Source organism: Enterobacter cloacae complex sp. P6RS, from assembly GCF_014982245.1.
Classification (GTDB): Bacteria; Pseudomonadota; Gammaproteobacteria; order Enterobacterales; family Enterobacteriaceae; genus Enterobacter; species Enterobacter bugandensis.
Window position 1 is genome coordinate 20420 of the sequence record NZ_JADCLB010000013.1, and the last position, 20345, is coordinate 40764.

At 54.8% G+C, this 20345-nt stretch carries 22 protein-coding genes; 18 read left to right on the top strand and 4 right to left on the bottom strand.

Annotated features, from left to right (window positions below):
• Positions 1 to 60: 60 nt before the first annotated feature.
• Positions 61 to 330, bottom strand: a complete 270-nt coding sequence (locus INF73_RS07665) for a DUF1435 domain-containing protein (RefSeq protein WP_032644970.1) — start codon at positions 328 to 330, stop codon at positions 61 to 63.
• Positions 331 to 546: 216 nt separating this feature from the next.
• Here INF73_RS07665 and INF73_RS07670 point away from each other — a divergent pair, with 216 nt between their 5' ends.
• Positions 547 to 1611, top strand: coding sequence for a GGDEF domain-containing protein (locus INF73_RS07670; protein ID WP_028015427.1), 1065 nt, complete (start codon positions 547 to 549; stop codon positions 1609 to 1611).
• 94 nt (positions 1612 to 1705) lie between these two features.
• Entirely contained in the window at positions 1706 to 2494 is a 789-nt protein-coding gene (gene fhuF / locus INF73_RS07675) for a siderophore-iron reductase FhuF (protein ID WP_193541905.1), read from the top strand.
• 96 nt (positions 2495 to 2590) lie between these two features.
• Here the strand turns inward: fhuF and INF73_RS07680 are convergent, their stop codons facing one another.
• On the bottom strand, positions 2591 to 3937 hold the full coding sequence (locus INF73_RS07680; protein WP_028015425.1) for a PTS sugar transporter subunit IIC: 1347 nt from the start codon (positions 3935 to 3937) through the stop codon (positions 2591 to 2593).
• 328 nt (positions 3938 to 4265) lie between these two features.
• On the opposite strand from INF73_RS07680, the gene INF73_RS07685 reads away from it, so the two are divergent.
• Positions 4266 to 4724 (top strand): YbaK/EbsC family protein, encoded by a 459-nt coding sequence (locus INF73_RS07685; RefSeq protein ID WP_023331967.1) that lies wholly within the window; start codon positions 4266 to 4268, stop codon positions 4722 to 4724.
• 40 nt (positions 4725 to 4764) lie between these two features.
• Here the strand turns inward: INF73_RS07685 and bglJ are convergent, their stop codons facing one another.
• The gene (gene bglJ, locus INF73_RS07690) at positions 4765 to 5400 is read right to left on the bottom strand and encodes a DNA-binding transcriptional activator BglJ (RefSeq protein ID WP_028015424.1); all 636 of its coding nucleotides are present in this window, start codon (positions 5398 to 5400) and stop codon (positions 4765 to 4767) included.
• Positions 5397 to 6134: a LuxR C-terminal-related transcriptional regulator gene (locus INF73_RS07695; protein WP_028015423.1), complete on the bottom strand. Its 738-nt coding sequence runs from the start codon at positions 6132 to 6134 to the stop codon at positions 5397 to 5399. The genes bglJ and INF73_RS07695 overlap by 4 nt, the downstream gene beginning before the upstream one ends.
• Positions 6135 to 6542: 408 nt before the next feature.
• Here INF73_RS07695 and INF73_RS07700 point away from each other — a divergent pair, with 408 nt between their 5' ends.
• The 15 genes from INF73_RS07700 (at position 6543) to INF73_RS07770 (ending at position 20344) form a co-directional block, all read left to right on the top strand.
• Positions 6543 to 7319: a threonine/serine exporter ThrE family protein gene (locus INF73_RS07700; RefSeq protein ID WP_028015422.1), complete on the top strand. Its 777-nt coding sequence runs from the start codon at positions 6543 to 6545 to the stop codon at positions 7317 to 7319.
• A complete protein-coding gene (locus INF73_RS07705) occupies positions 7310 to 7783 on the top strand; it encodes a threonine/serine exporter (RefSeq protein ID WP_041911301.1) in 474 nt (157 codons plus the stop codon). Before INF73_RS07700 ends, INF73_RS07705 begins: the two co-directional genes overlap by 10 nt.
• Before the next feature lie 67 nt (positions 7784 to 7850).
• Positions 7851 to 8492, top strand: a complete 642-nt coding sequence (locus INF73_RS07710) for a TetR family transcriptional regulator (protein WP_028015420.1) — start codon at positions 7851 to 7853, stop codon at positions 8490 to 8492.
• A 41-nt stretch (positions 8493 to 8533) separates the two neighbouring features.
• Complete coding sequence (locus tag INF73_RS07715; RefSeq protein ID WP_028015419.1) at positions 8534 to 8986, top strand: MarR family winged helix-turn-helix transcriptional regulator; 453 nt, start codon at positions 8534 to 8536, stop codon at positions 8984 to 8986.
• Between the two features lie 84 nt (positions 8987 to 9070).
• Entirely contained in the window at positions 9071 to 9499 is a 429-nt protein-coding gene (locus INF73_RS07720) for an organic hydroperoxide resistance protein (RefSeq protein WP_013095463.1), read from the top strand.
• A 147-nt stretch (positions 9500 to 9646) separates the two neighbouring features.
• Positions 9647 to 10192 carry a primosomal protein DnaT gene (gene dnaT, locus INF73_RS07725; protein WP_193541903.1) on the top strand — a complete coding sequence of 182 codons (546 nt, stop codon included), beginning with the start codon at positions 9647 to 9649 and terminating at the stop codon, positions 10190 to 10192.
• Positions 10189 to 10926, top strand: coding sequence for a DNA replication protein DnaC (dnaC, locus tag INF73_RS07730; RefSeq protein WP_045259520.1), 738 nt, complete (start codon positions 10189 to 10191; stop codon positions 10924 to 10926). The genes dnaT and dnaC overlap by 4 nt, the downstream gene beginning before the upstream one ends.
• An 84-nt stretch (positions 10927 to 11010) precedes the next feature.
• Positions 11011 to 11493, top strand: a complete 483-nt coding sequence (locus INF73_RS07735; protein ID WP_028015416.1) for a DUF2501 domain-containing protein — start codon at positions 11011 to 11013, stop codon at positions 11491 to 11493.
• A 268-nt stretch (positions 11494 to 11761) separates the two neighbouring features.
• Positions 11762 to 14053, top strand: a complete 2292-nt coding sequence (opgB, locus tag INF73_RS07740) for a phosphatidylglycerol--membrane-oligosaccharide glycerophosphotransferase (protein ID WP_193541901.1) — start codon at positions 11762 to 11764, stop codon at positions 14051 to 14053.
• 180 nt (positions 14054 to 14233) lie between these two features.
• On the top strand, positions 14234 to 14872 hold the full coding sequence (locus tag INF73_RS07745) for an EAL domain-containing protein (protein ID WP_193541899.1): 639 nt from the start codon (positions 14234 to 14236) through the stop codon (positions 14870 to 14872).
• Positions 14873 to 15050: 178 nt separating this feature from the next.
• Complete coding sequence (locus INF73_RS07750; protein ID WP_193541897.1) at positions 15051 to 15545, top strand: spore coat protein U domain-containing protein; 495 nt, start codon at positions 15051 to 15053, stop codon at positions 15543 to 15545.
• A 2-nt stretch (positions 15546 to 15547) separates the two neighbouring features.
• Positions 15548 to 16324 (top strand): molecular chaperone, encoded by a 777-nt coding sequence (locus INF73_RS07755; protein ID WP_028015412.1) that lies wholly within the window; start codon positions 15548 to 15550, stop codon positions 16322 to 16324.
• Positions 16245 to 18533 carry a fimbria/pilus outer membrane usher protein gene (locus INF73_RS07760; RefSeq protein ID WP_227413047.1) on the top strand — a complete coding sequence of 763 codons (2289 nt, stop codon included), beginning with the start codon at positions 16245 to 16247 and terminating at the stop codon, positions 18531 to 18533. The genes INF73_RS07755 and INF73_RS07760 overlap by 80 nt, the downstream gene beginning before the upstream one ends.
• Positions 18524 to 19480 carry a spore coat protein U domain-containing protein gene (locus INF73_RS07765; RefSeq protein ID WP_193541895.1) on the top strand — a complete coding sequence of 319 codons (957 nt, stop codon included), beginning with the start codon at positions 18524 to 18526 and terminating at the stop codon, positions 19478 to 19480. Before INF73_RS07760 ends, INF73_RS07765 begins: the two co-directional genes overlap by 10 nt.
• A gap of 123 nt (positions 19481 to 19603) precedes the next feature.
• Positions 19604 to 20344 carry a winged helix-turn-helix domain-containing protein gene (locus INF73_RS07770; RefSeq protein ID WP_193541893.1) on the top strand — a complete coding sequence of 247 codons (741 nt, stop codon included), beginning with the start codon at positions 19604 to 19606 and terminating at the stop codon, positions 20342 to 20344.
• Position 20345 lies beyond the last annotated feature (1 nt).

A 20345-nucleotide genomic window follows, 5' to 3' on the forward strand; every position in this document is an offset into this window, starting at 1 on the left:
AGTCCCCCCCCTCGCACCAATTATCTTATCTCCCTTCTGTAATACCTCTTATTTTCCCTGTTATTTCAAACTCATCATTATCACCAGAATTGCGCTGACTAATGCGACGCATGATGGCAGTAACACATAATGGCGTAGGTGCTTATGCCAGATCATGCCTGACGTCATCAGCAGCCCTGACACAATGATGGCCTTCCAGCTTTCGATGGAGAGATCGGCAAACATCAAACCGCCAAGGATTACGCCCGGCAACAATACTCCCCATGCACTTCCCAGCGCCCTGTTCAACATACATCGCCCTTTCATAACGATAATGATAAACAATATCATATGATAAAAATTATCATTTGTCAGCGCGGTGAAGCAAAAAAAATCGCCCTTTCCCCTTATGTAGAATGACAGAAATTTCCTAAGGTGATAAATTGCTCACCTGTTAACTACACATAAACTTTTTCTTATAATTACGCTTTGAGTTTTTTGCATAATTAAGTGCGAAACCACACCTATTCATCTGTTTTAATTAAGTTTTAATAAAAACGCACGACTATGACATCACAATCCTGGCGGTCTTTGGTTCAAAGAAAATATCAATTATCGTTACGTTTATTTTTATTTCTGAACGCAACGTCAGCCGTGTTCTCGGTAACAAACCCGCTCTATTCTGTACGCGTGTTTTCTGCCCCTCTGATTGCTATTTTCGCGATCAGTACTGGCCTGTTCGTCTGGCACTGGAAAAAACGCGCGCGGAAGATAAATATTCCTGCCGTTTCAGCAATCTTTGGTATTTTGTGGGCCTGGCAAATAGATTCGAAATTTTCGCTAATTACCCATGACCAGGCGATGTATTTGATAATAGCTTTACTCACGGTGCTTTTTATCGGAACGCTGGCCTTCGCCAGTAATATCAAAGCATTTACGCTGCACTCGCTCCCCGCCTTTATTGTCTGCCTGTGGTTAAGTGACCAGGATATATGGCTAAGAATGTCCTATTATTTCGCACTTCCTGTGGTGGCTATTGCTATTCATAACATTTTGCAACGGCGCAACGATCGCTTCGCCCAGGAGCTGCTCTCTCGCCTGCTGGAAGAACGGGAAACTCTGACCGATCTCAGTATGATGGACCCGCTAACCGGGCTCTATAATCGTCGCGGCCTGCAAAGCCGTCTGGAGAATCTGCCGGCGGTAGAAAACGGCGAACATTTTGTTCTTTTGATGGATATCGACCACTTCAAAGCCTATAACGACCATTATGGCCATATGATGGGTGACCAGGCGCTGAAGCGCGTCTCTGCGGCAATTCGTGATGCCGTCCGTTCGCGCGATATTGTGGCGCGTTTCGGTGGGGAAGAGTTCATGGTGCTGCTGACGAATATTTCACTTGAACACGCCCGCCATACGGCAGAGCGGATCCGTCAGAAAGTCTATGATTTGAAAATCCCCCATCTGTTCAACGAAAGCGTCGCCACCAATGTCACCATCAGCATCGGTATTGCCATTTTCGAAAACGAGGACGTGGAAAGCGCTCTGGAGAGAGCGGACAGAGCCCTCTATGAAGCAAAGCATTTAGGTCGCAATAACATTCTGCTGAGTGAAGAGCTACAAACCGCTTAAGCGCGTCTTCGGTTAATCAGGACAAAAGTCTTGCCATTGGTATGAGCAATAGTTAGGATTGGCAATCATTATCATTTAGATTTCTATCTCAACTATGGCTACGCATACCGCACACATCGTTGAACCACTCCTCTGGCGAGCGCCCGTCACCAGCGGGAATGCGTCGCTTGCGGATGCCATACGGGACAAGATTGCTAAGACGCGCGCCCACCTGCTGGACTTTATCAGGCTTGATGAAGCGCCCCCGCACCACGCCATGACGCTCGCTGAGTGGCAGCAGCCCTCTACGCTGCAGTCGCTGCTTGCAACCTATTCCGACCATATCTATCGCAATCAGCCGACCCTAACGCGGGAAAATAAACCTCTGCTTTCCCTGTGGGCACAGTGGTATATCGGGCTGATGGTTCCCCCACTCATGCTGGCGGTATTAACCCAAAAGAGCATGCTGGCGCTCTCCCCGGATCATTTTCACGTCGAGTTCCACGAAACTGGCCGAGCAGCCTGCTTCTGGATTGATCTGCACGAAGATCGCGGCGCAGAGCAGTTCTCTGCTCAGGAACGTCTGGAACAGCTTGTCATCCAGGCCCTGATCCCAGTGGTAGAGGCACTTGAAGCAACGGGCGAGATCAACGGGAAGCTTATCTGGAGTAATACCGGGTATTTAATTCACTGGTATTTAACAGAAATGAAGCCGCTGCTTGGCGATGAGAAAGTGGAGGCCCTGCGCCAGTCCTGCTTCTTTGCCAAACAGCTTTCCGATGGTCGCGATAATCCGTTATTCCGTACCGTTGTGCTCCGTGACGGGCTTCTGGTACGCCGTACCTGCTGCCAGCGCTATCGCCTGCCGGACGTTAAGCAGTGCGGGGATTGCACCCTGAAGTAGTGCAGTGAATTGCCCGGTGACGCTTCGCTTACCGGGCCTACAAAAACCTCGACTCGTAGGCCGGGTAAGGCGCAGCCACCACCCGGCACATCGTCTTTAAGCCACCTGCTGATTGTCCTCTTCCCCATTACGCTGTGCTTCTTCCGCTTCCTGCTCCAGCAGCTGCTTCTCGTACACTTTGAAGAACGGGTAGTAGATGATTGCCGACACGCAGGCCAGAACCACAACCAGGATAGCCGCGCGGAAATCCCAGCCCAGAGCCCATGCTGCGCCTATCGGCGCCGGTGCCGTCCAGGGGACGACTGAAATAACACGACCAATCAGATCAAACGTCATCGCCGCCCAGGCCAGCACGGCGTTAACCATTGGGGCTAGCAGGAACGGAATAAAGAACACCGGGTTCATTACAATCGGCGTACCGAAGATAACGGGTTCGTTGATGTTGAAGAAGCTGGGCACCACGCTCAATCGGCCAATAGAGCGTAAATGCGCTGAACGGCTGCGCAGATAGCAAATCACCAGACCCATCGTCGCACCCGACCCGCCAATCACGATGAAGAACGTCCAGAAGGCTTCCATAAAAATATGTGGCAGAGGATGGCCGGCAGCCAGCGCGGTCTGGTTCGCTCCGAGGTTAGTCAGCCAGAACATCTGCAGCATCCCGGAGACAATAGCCGCCCCGTGGATCCCGGCGAACCACAGCAGGTGGCCAATCAACACCGCCAGCAGGATCGCGGGCAGTGAATCCGCCGCGGAAACCAGAGGCTTGAAGATGGACATAATTGCCTGCGGGATCAGCATGTCAAACTGAGACTGAATCACCAGGCTCAGCGGATAAAGCGTTAACACCACCACCAGCACCGGGATCAGCAGGTCAAAGGAGTTTTTGATCATCGGCGGCACCTGGTCCGGCAGGCGAATACCGATGTTATGCGCCTTCAGGAAACGCATCATTTCAACGCAGTAAATCGCCACCAGAATGGCGGTAAAAATACCCGTTCCACCCAGGCTGTCGACGGGAAGCGTGCCTTTGGTTTTCGGGGCGGCAACCAGCAGAAACGCCATCAGCGACAGCATGGCGCACATGAACGGATCCAGCTGGTGCGTTTTGACATAATGTTTGCCAAGGTTATAGGCGATGGCCGCGCAGATATAAATGGACATAATGCCCATCGTCATATCAAACGGCGTCAGGATCTGGCCTTCAAACTGCTTCGCCATATCCAGCCAGGCGCGCGCGAAACCCCAGGTGGTATCAGGCGAAAACGGCGGGTAAGCAAACACTAATAAAAATGAACCCACAATCATGAACGGCATCGCAGAGATGAACCCATCACGGATAGCCATGACATGACGCTGGGACGAGATCCGCCCGGCGATCGGGCTCACGTAATTTTCAACGAAACGGAATATCAGATTAAACGCAGCATGGTTGGCAGACATGGTTGATCTCCTGTCAGACGTTTATTACAGGCGCGCTCGCGCCGCACGTTGTTCCATAAATCAGCTTCACAACCTTGCTGGCTTGCGTACCAGCGGTACTGCTCAGACGAAATGGTTTCATAATTGGCTCTTATTATTGGATACAGGGGACGTTACATACTCAGTATTAATCTACGCATCACGCTCTGCAACCGGTTACTGTAACCGGTTTCTGTGATTGTGAAGAGGATCCAGAAATCAGCCATCCTGGATATTTGTTACTTAAGAGATATTTACAGAGCATAAATTCTTATGACAGATTACGCAGGATATTTGTCAGGAGGAAACAATGAGTTTGCAGTCCGTACAGCAGTTTTTTGCCGACAACGCGCCGGAAATAGAGGTAATAGAACTTAGCCAGAGTACGGCTACCGTTGCGCTGGCTGCTGCCGCCCACCGTGTAGAGCCGGGACAAATCGCCAAAACCCTATCGTTGAAGGTTAAAAATGAGGTGATTCTGGTGGTGGCGAAGGGTGATGCGCGTCTGGATAACAAAAAACTGAAAGACACGTTTGGCGCGAAAGCACGCATGCTCAGCAGTGATGAAGTGGTTACCGTGACGGGTCATCCCGTTGGTGGCGTCTGCCCGTTTGGGCTTGAAAACCCACTTGCGGTTTACTGCGATATCTCTTTAAAACAATACGCTGAAGTGCTCCCCGCCGCTGGCGCTATCCATAGTGCCGTACGTATTTCTCCGGACAGAATGGCAGAGCTGACTTCAGCAAAGTGGGTTGATGTGTGCATCTGAATGACGCGCCAGAGCACATCTGGCGCGCAAAAGGCACAGGTTACAAAAATGTCGGTTTGCTTAGACCCACATTTCGAGGTTCTCTAACCGGAAGATGGGTAAGAATATCCGCTGCATCAAGCAATCCTACGTCAGAATTCACCCCTAGCTTCACCATCGCATTAAACTTATGCGCGCGAATAGTCTTGATATTGCGTTCAAGCTGCGCCGCGATTTCGGGAATGGAATATCCGCATGACATATAACGTAAAATTGCTCTTTCCGTTGGGCTTAACATCCGGTTCTGACTGCAGTACCAGTGGTTAAGCATATTGTCATTAATGCGCAGCGTTTCGCTCAACAATACCACTAACTCCTTCAGCAGGTGTTCAAGGGTCACCGATTTACTGACCACACCGTGAAGACGTGAAGGCGAAAGATGGCTAATCAACCTCGCCTCCATCTCATCCGAGACCAGGATAATGCGCTGAATATGGCTATGCGTAAACGCGAGATCCCGCAGATGCGCCAGGCAGTTACGTCGTTCTTCTCGCGCATCGGAAAGCGAATAGATCAGCGAGAAAAAATTCACGTGATGCAGTGCTTTCTTAAAGCCATCAAAATCATTAAACAGGTGCAGTTGATATTGGCTGAGTTCAGACTGCGTAAAAAGATGCTGCAGCCCGACCGCACTCATCGAGCAATTTTCGATGATGGCGATATGTCTTGTTGAATCGGTTTTTTCCATTCCTCGAACTCTCCATAGGCTGACATTAAACTCAGCTCTCTCATTCCCTGTGTACTGTTGATCCAGGCGTACATATCGGCATTACTCCGTAATGACAGCCTTCTCATCGCACTGTTTTTCTGCGCACTGATCGTTTTATTGCTCTTTTTAAGCAACGTAGCGATTTGGTTAATCCCCCACCCTTTGCCTAACAGGCGAAGCACCTTACGTTCTGAGTGCGTGAGCGCAATAAAGTGTTCGTCGTCATCCTCACTTTGCTCAGGTTCTGGGGTTAATAACGTCTGGCTTATCCGTTCTGCGCGTTCGCTCCCTGCCCGGATAGCGTTAACGACACCTTCGATAGGTTCCATATCAGAAAGCAGCGTGCTTTCCGGCCGCATAAGCAGCTCAACGGCAATAGGGTAAAACGGCCGGGAGACCAAAAAGATCCAGTGGATTTCCCGGTACTGGTTCAGTAAGCGGTAATACTCTTCGAGCGTACCCCGTGGGTTCCTGTATTCGCCTGAAACGTCGGCGATAATCACATCTGCGCGGCGCAACTGAAGCAGGGTTAACTCCTGCAGTGAGCGGCAGTAGGTCAATTCAAAATCGGGGAAATGACGTGCCATCACGTCCCCTAACCCATTCTGCATGACGGGTATCCGGCTAATGACAACGCCATGCTTACCAGGCAACGACAACATAGACCCTCCGTGTCCATTTTCCTTCGGTGCGTCAAGTAAAACGCACCAAGGTTTAAATATTTTCTTCCCTGAGTATAAAAAGATTAATACAAGCAGAAGATGAGATATGTTCTTAGTTTAGGAAATGCCTAAAACAGCGCTAATATCTCACAAAGCGCAAATCAATTTAATTGCGCAGACATTAAAATAACAACAAAATAAAATTAGAATTTCTAAATACAAATATTTTATTATTTCAAATTAATAATTCATCATATTAATAAATTAATCCTGTAAGTCGTCGTGACGCGGGGGGTAACTGTTTGCATAAACCTTGATCTGACCCACAGCAAGGGCCACTGCACTTTGTGCTAAAAGTAGGCATTACGGGCCAACCGGCAACTATTCACCTTATCTTCGGGACAATACATGCAGGCAGATCGGTCAACGCAGCGTGCTATCACGCGGCTCTGTATTCAGTGCGGTCTTTTTCTGCTCCAGCACGGCGCGGAAAGCGCGCTGGTCGAGGAGCTTTCAACCCGGCTGGGGCTGGCGCTGGGAATGGACAGCGTTGAGAGCGCTATCTCGTCCAACGCCATTGTGCTGACCACCATTAAAGACGGGCAGTGTCTTACGTCCACCCGTAAAAACCACGACCGCGGCATTAATATGCACGTTGTAACCGAGGTCCAGCACATCGTCATCCTGGCTGAGCATAAGCTTCTCGATCTCAAGGAGATTGAAAAACGTTTTAACCAAATCAAGCCATTACGTTATCCACGCTGGCTGGTCGTGCTCATGGTGGGGCTGTCGTGCGCCTGTTTTTGTAAGCTCAATAAAGGCGGCTGGGACGGCGCGATCGTCACCTTTTTCGCCAGCAGCATCGCCATGTACGTGCGCCAGCTGCTGACGCACCGGCAGCTGCACCCGCAAATTAACTTCTGCATTACCGCGTTTGTTGCCACCACGGTGTCTGGCCTGCTGCTGCGCCTGCCGCAGTTTGCCGCGACCCCGACGATTGCGATGGCCGCCAGCGTGCTTCTGCTGGTGCCGGGCTTCCCGCTGATCAACGCCGTTGCCGACATGTTTAAAGGGCACATCAACACCGGGCTGGCACGCTGGGCTATCGCCAGCCTGCTGACGCTTGCGACCTGCATCGGCGTGGTGATGGCGATGACGCTGTGGGGGTTACGAGGATGGGCGTGATAGATTTTCTGCTGGCGCTGGCACAGGACATGGCCCTGGCGGCCATTCCTGCCGTCGGCTTTGCGATGGTATTTAACGTTCCGCAACGCGCTCTGCCGTGGTGTGCACTGCTGGGCGCAATTGGCCACGGCTCGCGAATGGTGATGATGACGGCGGGCTTTAACATCGAATGGTCGACGTTTATCGCCTCTATGCTGGTCGGCAGCATCGGTATTCAGTGGTCGCGCTGGTATCTGGCGCATCCGAAAGTGTTCACCGTCGCCGCCGTTATCCCGATGTTCCCCGGCATATCTGCCTATACGGCGATGATTTCCGCGGTGAAAATCAGCCATTTTGGCTACACCGAGCCGCAGATGATTCTTCTCCTGAGCAACTTTCTTAAGGCGTCCTCCATCGTCGGTGCGCTCTCTATCGGGCTGTCGATACCCGGGCTATGGCTCTACCGCAAACGCCCGCGCGTTTGATATTTGTGTTATTTCGCTGCCGTGGAGATAATCTTTCTGGTCCGTTTAGTAAAAATAAGGAAAGGATGTGGCTAACTCTGGCAGCGAACACCCCGATCACAGTGAAGAATCGAGCCTGAAAGAGAAAATTTTTCAGAGCGCTATCGCGCTGTTTGCCGAATTTGGACTGAACGGCGCCCGCATGGAGCAGATCGCGGAGAAAGCAGGTACCACCAAACGCATGGTCGTTTACCATTTTAAAAACAAAGAAAATCTCTACCTGCTCGTCCTGGAGTACGTTTACACCCAAATTCGCGCTAGTGAAAAGGCGCTTAGCCTGGCGGATATGCCTCCCGTCGAAGCGCTGGTCCATCTGGTTGAAGCCACCTTTGACTATCATGCCGACCACCCGGATTACATCCGCATTATCTGCATGGAAAACATGCAGCGCGGCCGTTTTATGCAGCAGTCAAACTATCTGCGGCAGGTCAACCGCAGCGCGCTCGACCTGCTGGAAGGCATCCTGCGCCGGGGCAAAGAAAAACAGCTTTTCAGCCAGACGGTTGACGCCCGCGACCTTCACCGTCTGATCAGCAGCTTCAGCTTTCACTACGTTGCCAACAGCTACACCTTCACCCTGCTGTTTGAAGAGGGTGCAGACGAGCAGGCCCAGCGCCAGCACTACCGTAAAATGGCCGTTCAGGTGGCGCTGCGTTATACTTGCCCCTAAAATTGCTTGCAATTAAATCGTGCACAATCTATATTCATTTCATGAACGCAAAAACGAACGACACGACCGCTGCGCTCCTGCTGGATAACCAGCTCTGTTTTGCCCTCTACTCGGCAAATCTGGCGCTTAATAAGCTGTACCGGCAACTGCTGGCGCCGCTAAACCTGACTTACCCGCAATATCTGGTGATGCTGGTGCTGTGGGAGCAGGATGACGTGACGGTGTCGGACATCGGTGAACGGCTGTTTCTTGACTCCGCAACGCTGACGCCGCTTCTGAAGCGTCTGGAAAGCGCAGGGCTAATCAACCGCCACCGTTCGCGTAAAGATGAACGTCAGGTCGCCGTCACGCTGACTGAAGCCGGACGTGAACTTCAGCAGCAGGCACTGGGTATCCCACACGCGGTGGGGTGCGCCGCACAGTGTGATACCGACACCATGCTGGCGCTCAAGCAGCAGCTGGAACTTTTGCGACAACAGATTCAACGCGCGTAAGGCTATACTTTACGCGTTTTAATTCACCCATATACATCGCACGCTATTTAATAGCACATACAAAAGTAAGATGAGGAACCTGCCATGTCTTTAGAAAAAGTTGTTTATACCGCCAAAGCAAAAGCAACCGGGGGCCGTGACGGCCGCGCGACCTCTTCCGATGGCGTTCTGGACGTTAAACTGGGCGTGCCCAAAGAGATGGGCGGTATGGGTGGAGAAGTCACGAACCCTGAGCAGCTGTTTGCTGCGGGTTACTCTGCCTGCTTCCTGGGCGCGATGAAGTTTGTGGCGGCTCGCGACAAATTTACCCTGCCAAAAGAGGCGTTTATTGAAGGCGAAGTGGGTATCGGCCCGCTGCCGACCGGTTTTGGTATCGAAGCAAAACTGAATATCCACGTTGAAGGTATGGATCCTGCGGAAGCCAAAAAGCTGGTCGATGCGGCGCATATCGTTTGCCCGTACTCTAACGCGACCCGCGGCAACATCGACGTGACGCTGAATATCATCGCGTGATAACTGCCTGATGGCGCTGCGCTTTTCAGGCCTACGACTGTAGCCCCGGTAAGCGCAGCGCCACCGGGGAAATCCCCTCCATCCCCTCCCCTCTCTGTGCTACCATAAGCCCATATCACGCCCGTAGTAATCAGTTGAGTAAGCGTTATGTCCTCCAGAATTCTGACCACCAGCATTGCTGGCATTGATGCCTTTATGCGCGACCCACGCGGTGTGTTGATCCACGCCGAAGGCGGCACGGTTGCGGTTTTTGCCGACAACGCGCCGGCGTTTTACGCAATCACGCCGGAACGTCTGGCGCAGCTTCTGGAGATCGAAGCGCAGATGTCACGTCCGGCAAGCGACGTCACGCTGGATAACCAGTTTTTTGAAGAACCGGTTAATACCCCGCTAACCGTTCCGATGGGCAAATTTGTCCTGTACGCGGGCTGGCAGCCTGACGCAGATTTTCAGCGGCAGGCAGCATTGTGGGGCATTGCGTTAACTCAGCCAGCCACCGCGGAAGAGCTCGCCGCGTTTATCGCCTGGTGGCAGGCGGAAGGCAAAGTGTTCACCCACATTCAGTGGCAGCAAAAGCTCGCGCGTCATCTTCAAATTACCCGCGCCAGTAACAATGGCCAGCCTAAGCGCGATATCAACACGTTTTCAGAACCGGATAAACAGATCCCGAGTGGATTCCGAGGTGCGAAATGAAGAACGTCGGCGACCTGATGAAACGTCTGCAAAAAATGATGCCAGCCAACGTGAAGCCCGCCTTCACCACGGGTGAAGAGCTGCTGGCGTGGCAAAAGGAGCAAGGTAAAATTCGTGCCGCCGCGCTCGCCCGCGAAAACCGGGCGATGAAAATGCAGCGCACCTTTAACCGCTCCGGTATTCGCCCCCTGCACCAGAACTGCTCGTTCGATAATTATAAAGTTGAGACCACCGGGCAGATGAACGCGCTCGCCGCCGCGCGTCAGTACGTGGATGAATTTGACGGCAATATCGCCAGCTTCATTTTTAGCGGCAAGCCGGGCACAGGCAAAAACCATCTTGCTGCCGCCATCTGCAACGAACTGCTTCTGCGCGGCAAATCGGTCCTCATCATCACCGTGGCCGATATTATGTCCGCCATGAAAGACACCTTCAGCAACCGTGAAACCAGCGAAGAGCAGCTGCTTAACGATCTGAGCAATGTCGATCTACTGGTCATCGACGAGATTGGCGTGCAGACGGAATCCCGTTATGAAAAGGTCATCATCAACCAGATAGTCGATCGCCGCTCTTCGTCCAAACGTCCCACCGGCATGCTGACGAACCACAACATTGACGAGATGACCCGCTTACTGGGCGAACGCGTCATGGACCGCATGAAGCTTGGCAACAGTCTGTATGTCATCTTCGACTGGGACAGTTACCGCAGCCGCGTCACCGGCAAAGAGTATTAAGACAGTTCCAGGAATCGCCAGCAGGGCGCAGGTATATACTGGAACCCCTTCCGGCCCAAAACGGACCTTTTTGAGAAAGCCATTATGAAAAAACAGATTCTTATCAGCACCTTTTTAGGCGCGCTGCTGATTACCGGCGCAGCACAAGCGGCTTCGTGGCAGGAGTCCCTGTCAAGCGCCGCGAATGAGCTGACCAAAGAGAGCAGCAGCGCCCAGGGCGGGCTCTCGGCCTCTTCTCTCACCAGCCTCCTGAGCAACAGTTCCCAGAGCCTGAGCGCGGGCACGATGAACAACGCGGCGGGGATTCTGGAATATTGCGCTAAGCAAAAGCTGGCCTCGGTGACCGACGCGCAAAACGTGAAAAACCAGGTGCTGGGTAAACTGGGTCTCGACACGCAGGAGCAAAAAGCGGATACCAGCTATATGGACGGCATTCAGGGCCTGCTTAACGCGCAAAACGGCCAACAGCTTAACCTAAGCACCCTCGGCAACTCCGCCCTGGCAAAACAGGTGAAAACCAAAGCCTGCGATCTGGTGCTGAAACAAGGCGTTAATTTCATCTCCTGATCCACCCCATTTTCTGCCACAACACGCCGCGTTTAATGCGATAGGCTTGCATCGCGGCGTTAAACGAGCGTTTTTCCTACCTGCCACCGTCTCAGCGTCCGTTTATCAGGATGCGACCATCCTCATAAAAACGATTTTATAAACCAAATCCTAACAACAGCACACTTTCGTGACACTAAAATTGCAGCTAAACGACATCGCCATTACATTGTCTTACCAAAAATAAACAGTTAGCCAGCGAAGCACCTGGCGTCATGAGGATATGCTGTTGTCAGAATTCATCTCTCTTATCCTTTTTCTGGCTTCCGTCGGCGTTTATGCCTGGAAAGCCGGCCGTAACACCTGGTGGTTTATCGCCACGCTGGTGGTGCTCGGCATTTTTATCGTTTTAAACATTACCTTATACGCCAGCGATTACTTCACCGGCGACGGCATTAACGATGCTGTGCTCTACACCCTGACGAACAGCCTGACGGGCGCGGGAGTAGGTAAATACATCCTTCCGGGGCTGGGACTGATCGTGGCGCTGGTGACGATTTTCGGCGCGCTCGCCTGGGTGCTGCGCCGCCGTCGCCATCTTCCTCACCATCATGGCTACAGCCTGCTGGCGCTTTTCCTGGCGCTGGCCTCCGTCGACGCCAGCCCCGCGTTTCATCAGATCACCGAGCTTGTAAAATCCCAGTCGCGCGACGGCGATCCGGACTTCGTGGCCTACTATAAAGAGCCGTCGAAAACGATCGCCAACCCGAAGCTCAACCTGGTCTACATCTACGGTGAAAGCCTGGAGCGCACCTACTTTGATAACGATGCGTTTCCGAACCTCACGCCGGAACTGGGCGCGCTGAAAAACGAAGGTCTCGATTTCAGCCACACCATGCAGTTACCCGGCACGGATTACACTATCGCCGGGATGGTGGCCTCCCAGTGCGGTATCCCGCTGTTCGCACCTTTTGAAGGCAACGCCTCCGCCTCGATGTCGACGTTCTTCCCGCAGAATATTTGCCTGGGCGATATCCTGAAAAACTCCGGCTATGAAAACTACTTTATGCAGGGAGCAAACCTGCGCTTTGCCGGAAAAGATGTGTTCCTGAAATCCCACGGTTTTGACCACCTGTATGGCTCAGAAGAGTTAAAAACGACGGTTGCCGATCCCACCTACCGCAACGACTGGGGCTTCTATGACGATACGGTGCTGGACGAAACCTGGAAGAGATTCGAGGAACTTTCCCGCGCCGGGAAGCGTTTTTCTCTCTTTGCGCTGACGGTAGATACGCACCATCCGGACGGGTTCGTCTCGCGCACCTGTAAGCGAAAAAGCTATGACGTGGACGGCAAAAACAACAAGTCTTTCAGTGCGGTGACCTGTAGCCAGGAGCACATCGCCGCGCTGGTCGAGAAAATCAAAGCCTCGCCCTGGTTTAAAAACACCGTCATCGTCGTATCGTCTGACCATCTGGCGATGAAAAACAGCGCGTGGGACCAGCTCAGCAAGCAGGATCGCAGCAACCTGTTCTTCGTGCTGCGCGGCGACCAGCCGCAGCAGGAGTTAATCGCCACCAAACGCAACTCCATGGATAACGGCGCAACCGTGCTGGACATTCTGGGGGGCGACAACTTTATTGGCCTCGGGCGCAGCACGCTGTCGGGGCAATCCCTGTCGGAAGTGTTCCTCAACATGAAGGAGAAAATCCTCGCCTGGAAGCCCGACATCATCCGCCTGTGGAATTTCCCGAAAGAGATGAAAGACTTCACCGTCGATCGGGATAAAAACACCGTTGCCTTCTCCGGCAGCAATTTCCGCCTGCCGCTGCTGGTGCGCGTGTCGGATAGTCGCGTCGAACCGCTGCCGGAAAGCGAGTATTCCGCGCCGCTGCGCTTCCAGCTGGCCGATTTCGCCCCTCGCGATAACTTCGTCTGGATTGACCGGTGTTACAAAATGGGTCAGCTCTGGTCGCAGCCGCTGGCGCTCTCTACGGACTGGTGCGTCTCTCAGGGCCAGCTTGGCGGGGAGCAAACCGTGCAGCATGTCGACAAAGCCCAGTGGAAAGGCAAAACCGCCTTTAAAGATACGGTGATTGATACGGCTCGCTATCAGCACAACATCGACATGCTGAAAATCGTCGACAACGACATCCGCTATAAAGCGGACAGCTTTATCTTTAACGTGGCCGGCGCGCCCGAAGAGGTGAAGCAGTTTAGCGGCATCTCCCGTCCGGAGTCGTGGGGACGCTGGTCAAACGCGCAGCTGGGCAACGAGGTGAAAATCGAGTACACCCATCCGCTGCCGGAACAGTTCGACCTGGTGATCACCGCCAGGGCTTATGGACCCAATGCCAACAAGCCCGTCCCCGTTCGCGTGGGAGATCAGGAGCAGACGTTAACGCTTGGAAACGACGTGAGCACGCACACGCTGCACTTTGAGAATCCTTCGCGCAGTAATACCCTGGTGATCGTACCGCCGGACCCGCAGTCCACGAATGAAGGGAATATCCTTGGGCACTCACCCCGCGAGCTTGGAATCGGCATGGTCGAAATCAAAATCGTCAGCAAGGCGGGTTAAGACGCGTCGCGCCCGGCGTTCTGCCGGGCGCTTATGAAAATAAATAATCCTACATTATCCTTATAAATTAGATCAAAACACTTTATATAAGCCATTTTTATCTATAAATATCCCGCCAAAATCCAGATCCGTAAAATTCCAAGCTCCTGAAATCACCACGGAGCGTTACGCACGTTTATCATGCTAACCGGCTATAAGTTCGAATCCATCCGGGCACTGCGCACTGAAAATGTGATTGCCTGGGAGGTATTGTCCACAGCAAAGCCCAACGTAAATCTTGAAGATTACTTTGGCTCGCTGTCGGCGACGCAGCGTAAAGTGCACTTCTTTGCGCAGCTTCGTCACGCCATGTTTTGCAAGGATGGCGACAAGTATTACCTCAATGCAACATCGGATTTACTGCTGGAAACGGACTTCCTCGACAGGCTAAAAGAAGAAACCCCGAGCCCGGAGAAACTTGCTATCGAGATCACCGATCTCCATACGATGATCCAACTCGACGTTACGCAAAGCCAGGCGCTGAGGAAATGCATCGCGACGCTCCATCAGTGGGGGATAGAAGTGTGGGCAGACGATGTCTGTGAAGACCTACTTCCCGACCTGCTGACCAGCCAGATCCGCTTCTGCGGCATCAAAATTGACAAACATACCTTCTGGAACGGACGGACCGAGCAGGCGAAGTTTCTGCATCTCACCCGCGAGTGCAAGCGCGTCGCCAGCAAGGTGCTGATCGAAGGCATCGAAACCGCGGGTGATTTCGCGCTGGCCTGCGCGAGCGCGGCCGATTACGGCCAGGGCTATCTGTGGGGGAGAAAGTGACCCCTTTCATTTTGAATGCTGGCGATCGGGTCATCGTTCTGCGCGGCAACGCCTGCTTATGGCCTTGCCCCACTTTTTGCTGCCATACCCTGGCGGAATGCCATCAAAAACGCTGCCTGCTGGACGCTCAGTCATTCGCTTTGTAATTGCACTGTTACTCACGTCAGGAAATAAGATCATGAAAATTATTCCCACCGTTGTATGTTGTTCCGCTCTCCTGCTTCCTGCTGCTGCGATCGCCGCAGACAGTACCGCAAGCGCGACGATGCATGTATCACTTGAGGTCGTGAAGTCCTGCACCCTTAAAGCCAACGACCTCAACTTCTCGCGTCACGGCTCCGATGAGTCGAGCGAAATCCTGGCCAAAACGCAGGTCGATATCGTCTGTACCAACGGCACGCCGTTCACCCTCACCGCCACCAGCCCCGACGGCGAAAGCGGCACCTTCTGGCTGAAGCCGGAAAACGGCGAAACCGGGGCGCAGAAGATTGCGTGGAAACTCTTTGCTGACGAAGGCAAACAGAAGCAAATCAACGAGACGACTGGTCTGGACGATACCGGCAACGGTGCGGAACAGGAAGAAACGCTGTATGGCGTCATTGACGCCGGGGCGCTGACAACCGCCCAGGCAGGGAACTACAGCGACGATATCACGTTAAAACTGGAGTACTGATCGTGCGTCGCTACCTTCCCTGCTTCATTCTGTGGCTCATGATGCTGGCGCTGCTGTCGCGCTACGCGCTGGCCGCCACGCTTCAGGTGGCCCCGGTAACGCTCGATCTGCAGAGCGACCAGCGGGCAGCAGCGGTCTATCTCACAAACAGTGGGAAAGCGGCCATCAATGCGCAGATTCGGGTATACGAATGGACGCAAAAAAACGGTAAAGATGTGCTGGTGTCCACCGGGGAGGTGGTCACCAGCCCGGCGATGACTTCACTGGCGCCGGGCCAGCAGCAGCTGGTGCGCATTATTGTCATGCAGCCCGGCATCCGTGCGCAGGAGCAAAGTTACCGGCTGGTTATTGACGAACTGCCGGACGCCGCGTCCCGTGCCGCCAACCCCTCCGCGGTACACTTCCTGCTGCGCTACTCGATTCCGGTGTTTATTGCCGGGAGCCAGAGCGCGCCCGTCAGCCACGATGCCCTGAGCTGTGAGCAGGCAGACATACCGGCCACTCTCCGCTGCTTTAACGCCGGAAACCGCCACATCCGCCTGAGCCATCTTGAGGCCCTGACGGCCGATGGGAAGGTTGTCGGGTCGATTAAAGGCCTGGCGGGCTATGTGCTCCCGGGACAAACCGCCCTTTTATCGCTCAAGCAGCCCACACGTCACGCGCTCAGCTCGCTGCGCGTCTATCTTAATGATGACCATCATGCCAGCCAGATACCCCTGCGCCCGCTCGCTTCTCGCGCTCCTGTTTTGGCTACCGCTCATGCTGTCAGCCCGGACTGAGCCCGCCGACACCGTGCAATGGCTGGCCATTACCGTGAACCACGCCCCGCGAGGCGAGCTATGGGCCTGCCGGGTGGTGGATAATGCGCTATGGATAAGCCGCAGCGACATGAAAAAGCTGGGGCTTCACGCCCCGGACGATCGCGCAGAGTGGGTTGAGCTGACCTCCCTGCCGGGCCTGAACGTCAATCTCGACGTGCTGTCCCAGCAGGTGTCGATTACCGCAGAGGCAGACGCGCTCGAGGGCCAGCAGCATCTGACCGTCTCAAGGCCCACGCCGATGTACCGCTATCCTGATGCGCAGCCCGTCAACGCCTATACGCTCGGATATGCGCTCTACGCCAGCGACGTGCAGGGGAAGCGCCAGCTTAACGCTCAGACCATGCTGACCGCGTCCGGTGGGCTACCCGGAACGTTCAGCAGCAGTTTTTCAAGCCATGTCGGGGAGGAAAACAGCGCCGGTCGACCGACCCATACGCGTCTCGAAACCCGCTGGCAGTGGGACAACACCGACTCGCTGACCACGCTGGCGCTGGGCGACAGCGTCACCACCGGCACCGGCTGGAGCCGACAGGTGCGCTTTGGCGGGCTGCACTGGGCACGTAACTTTGAGCTCAATCCCCAGCTCAATACCGAACCGCGTAGCCGCTACAGCGACACGGCCGTGCTGCCTTCCACGGTCGATTTGTATATTGACGGCCTTAAGCAGAGCAGCCAGCGCGTCACGCCGGGAGACTTTCTGCTGGATACCCTGCCCTCCTTCACCGGAAGCGGACAGGCGGAGGTGGTCATTACCGATATCAACGGCCAGCGTCGCACCGTACAGCTCGATCTCTACGGCGCGCCGGGCATGCTGGCGGAAGGGTTGAGCAGCGGTTCGCTGGACATCGGCTGGATGCGCGAAAACTACGCCCTGCGCTCCGACGACTATGCCGCCTCGCCGCTGCTGGACGCGGGCTGGCGCTATGGGGTGAATAATAGCCTGACGCTAGCGCTGCATACGGAACAGCAGCGCAGGCTGCGCAACGTGGGTATGGGCACTGACTGGCTGGTCTCTCCCGCCTTGGGGGTGGTCAGCCAGCACGTTGCCGTGAGCGACAGCCCTTATGGGCAGGGCGTTCAGTGGGGCCTTGGCTGGCAGTGGAACGGCAGAGGAACGAGCATTTCTGCCAGCACCGTCCGTACCGAGGCGGATTTCGCCGACAACGCCCGCATGAGCGGTGCCGCGCCCGTCAGACGCAGCGACAGCGTTTGGGTAAGCCAGTCCATCCCCCACTTCGGTACCGTAGGCGCGGGCTGGGTACAGCAGAACATTCAGGGCAGCACAGAGCGTTACCTCAACGCCTCCTGGTCGGTATCGCTGCCGGCACACATCTCCACCACGCTGAGCTACACCCGCTCGTTTACGGACGCGTCGAGCCACGTTCAGCTACTGCTTTCCGTCCCATTGGGTCGCGAGGACACGCTCTCCGCTCAGGTCAGCCGGGATACGCCGCGCATGGATTACCGCCACCAGCCGGACGATGAGGCCGGCGGCTGGTCATGGGAGCTGGGCCAGGGCTTCGGCGAACGACGTGAAAGATATGCGGACCTCGGCTACCTGGGCCGAGCGGGCGAATGGCACGTTGGGCTGCAGCAAGGTGCCAACCAGGGCAACCAGTACGCCTCCGCCGAAGGCAGCCTGACGCTGCTGGACGGCAGCCTGTACCCGCTGCGCTACATCCAGCAGGGCATGGCGCTGGTGTCCACGCACGGCATTGGGCACGTACCGGTAATGCTGGAAAACCGCCCGGCCGGTGAAACGGATGAAGACGGTTATCTCCTGCTGACCGACCTGCCGCGCTACCACAACAGCAAAGTCAGCATTAACCCGCTCGATCTGCCTGCCGATGTGATCGCCCCTGTTACCGACATGCATGCCAGACCGGGCAACAGCAGCGCGGTGAAAGTCGAGTTTAACGTCCATCACGCCGTCACGGTTCAGGCCCGGCTGGTCGACAGCCGCCGCAGGCCGCTCCCGCTGGGCAGCGTCGTGTCAACGCCGCAGGGTGCGACCATCGTGGGACGCGACGGCTTTATCTGGCTTGAAGATCCGCCCCTGCCGGGCGAACTGGTGGTTAAGACCGGTGAGGGAGAGTGCCGGGTCACGCTTCCGGCGCCCCGTACCGCGTCATCTATACAGAATATCGGAGAACAACTGTGTCATTAAGAGCGCCGTTATTATTGCTGCTCGTCCTGTCCGTGAAGGCGATGGCGACAGCCTGCTGGATAACCTCCATGCCCGCCATTAACTTTGGCAACGTCGTGGCGGGCAATACCACCTCCGTCAACACCGAGGTCAAATTTAGCTGCCAGGCCGACAACGAGGGCAGGACGGAATATATTAACGTCTGCCTGAGCAGCGTAGACGCCCCGCCCTTTGAGATGATCTCCCAGGGAGATCAGGAGGGGAAACAGTACACCCTTCTCTTCCGCCTGCTTAACGGCGCAGCGCGCTCTCAGGAGCTGGGGCCTGCCAGCAACGGGAACCTGATTCAGCAGACCCTCGCCGCGGAAAGCAATGCCAACGTCAGCGGTACCTTTCCGCTTATCGCTACCATTCCGCCAGGGCAAAGCCAGCTTCCGGCCTACCACTATTACAACTACAACATGAATCTGCGCATCGCCTGGCACAGCGCCCTGCGCCAGGACGCGCTGCAAAACTGCTCGGACGGTTCCGCAGAGGGGCAGCAGGTGCAGGGCGGCACCAGCGCGCAGGCCGAAATCAGCCAGGGGTGTTACATCGAGCGCGTGACGCCGCTTAACTTCGGCACGCTGACCAGCACCGCTACCCTGAGCCCGACGCGATCCTCCGCCACCCTCACCACGCGCTGTCCGGCCGGAACCGCGTTCACCCTTGCCATGGGAAAAGGCAACCATGCCAGCGGTAACCAGCGGCAGCTCTGCAACAGCGAGGGTCATTGCCTGCGCTACGGTCTCTGGCAGGATGAGGCGGCCACGCAACGCTGGGGAGATCAAAACAGCGGCGATGCGCTGCAGGTCACCAACCCTGCAGGCGGCACCCAGAACTACACCGTTTACGGCGAGGTCCCGGCACAGCCGCTAACCGGTACCGGGGAGTTTATTGATGACGTGATTATCACGCTGACTTATTAAATCACCCAAAAACCTGTCTGGATCAATGTTATCGGTAACAGTGGCGTTAAAATAGCCAGCAATGCAGCCTTGCGGGCGTAAGCCTTTTTTCATTCATTATCTCTGTTTTTATTACAACAACTTATGAAATACCTGCTTGCTGACGCCATCGTCTATAACGACGAGGACGGCTCTGTTTCTCTTATCAATGCGCCGGATGAGGATGCGCAGCTCCTCACCTGCACGGCCAATACCATCATGAGGCTGCTGGTTCAGCATCATGGGAACGTGGTCGAACGGGAAACCTTTCTCCAGGAAGTCTGGGATCGTCGAGGGCTCCAGGGGTCTAACAACTCCTTAAACCAGTACATCAGCATTCTGCGCAAGATGCTGGCGACCCTGCTTCCCGACGCGCTGTTTATCGTTACCGTACCGAAAACGGGCTTTATGCTCAGCGCAGACGTCACCGTCACTCCGCTGGAGGAGGCCCCCCCGATCGCCAAAACGGTGAAACCTGCATGGCGCGTTCGCCCGGAATGGCTGTTCTGCGGCGCGCTCTCGCTGGTCGTCGTTGCGCTAAGCATCTGGATCGCGCTCATCAAGCCAGACGCCCCGCAGCGGGATATCCATCTGCTGACGCATATCGGCACCTGTCCGGTTTACACCTTTACGCCGCTGGCGGACGTGTTTCACGGGAAGGCGATTAAGCTCGCGCAAACGCTTCAAAAGGACGGTCACCTTCCGTGCCTGAAAAATTCGATTTTCTACATGCACATTCAGAGAACGCTTTTCTACGGCCACGAAGGGCGGCTGGTGCTCTCCCAATGCTCCCTCACGCGGGGTAAAGCCAGCGCCTGTCGTACGCTTTACTATTACGAGTGGTGAT

What these genes read in the sequence shown, in the direction of transcription:
- INF73_RS07665 (WP_032644970.1), bottom strand. Translation starts at nt 330, where the DNA reads ATGATATTGTTTATCATTATCGTTATGAAAGGGCGATGTATGTTGAAC.
- INF73_RS07670 (WP_028015427.1), top strand. Translation starts at nt 547, where the DNA reads ATGACATCACAATCCTGGCGGTCTTTGGTTCAAAGAAAATATCAATTA.
- fhuF (WP_193541905.1), top strand. Translation starts at nt 1,706, where the DNA reads ATGGCTACGCATACCGCACACATCGTTGAACCACTCCTCTGGCGAGCG.
- INF73_RS07680 (WP_028015425.1), bottom strand. Translation starts at nt 3,937, where the DNA reads ATGTCTGCCAACCATGCTGCGTTTAATCTGATATTCCGTTTCGTTGAA.
- INF73_RS07685 (WP_023331967.1), top strand. Translation starts at nt 4,266, where the DNA reads ATGAGTTTGCAGTCCGTACAGCAGTTTTTTGCCGACAACGCGCCGGAA.
- bglJ (WP_028015424.1), bottom strand. Translation starts at nt 5,400, where the DNA reads ATGAGTGCGGTCGGGCTGCAGCATCTTTTTACGCAGTCTGAACTCAGC.
- INF73_RS07695 (WP_028015423.1), bottom strand. Translation starts at nt 6,134, where the DNA reads ATGTTGTCGTTGCCTGGTAAGCATGGCGTTGTCATTAGCCGGATACCC.
- INF73_RS07700 (WP_028015422.1), top strand. Translation starts at nt 6,543, where the DNA reads ATGCAGGCAGATCGGTCAACGCAGCGTGCTATCACGCGGCTCTGTATT.
- INF73_RS07705 (WP_041911301.1), top strand. Translation starts at nt 7,310, where the DNA reads ATGGGCGTGATAGATTTTCTGCTGGCGCTGGCACAGGACATGGCCCTG.
- INF73_RS07715 (WP_028015419.1), top strand. Translation starts at nt 8,534, where the DNA reads ATGAACGCAAAAACGAACGACACGACCGCTGCGCTCCTGCTGGATAAC.
- INF73_RS07720 (WP_013095463.1), top strand. Translation starts at nt 9,071, where the DNA reads ATGTCTTTAGAAAAAGTTGTTTATACCGCCAAAGCAAAAGCAACCGGG.
- dnaT (WP_193541903.1), top strand. Translation starts at nt 9,647, where the DNA reads ATGTCCTCCAGAATTCTGACCACCAGCATTGCTGGCATTGATGCCTTT.
- dnaC (WP_045259520.1), top strand. Translation starts at nt 10,189, where the DNA reads ATGAAGAACGTCGGCGACCTGATGAAACGTCTGCAAAAAATGATGCCA.
- INF73_RS07735 (WP_028015416.1), top strand. Translation starts at nt 11,011, where the DNA reads ATGAAAAAACAGATTCTTATCAGCACCTTTTTAGGCGCGCTGCTGATT.
- INF73_RS07745 (WP_193541899.1), top strand. Translation starts at nt 14,234, where the DNA reads ATGCTAACCGGCTATAAGTTCGAATCCATCCGGGCACTGCGCACTGAA.
- INF73_RS07750 (WP_193541897.1), top strand. Translation starts at nt 15,051, where the DNA reads ATGAAAATTATTCCCACCGTTGTATGTTGTTCCGCTCTCCTGCTTCCT.
- INF73_RS07760 (WP_227413047.1), top strand. Translation starts at nt 16,245, where the DNA reads ATGCCAGCCAGATACCCCTGCGCCCGCTCGCTTCTCGCGCTCCTGTTT.
- INF73_RS07770 (WP_193541893.1), top strand. Translation starts at nt 19,604, where the DNA reads ATGAAATACCTGCTTGCTGACGCCATCGTCTATAACGACGAGGACGGC.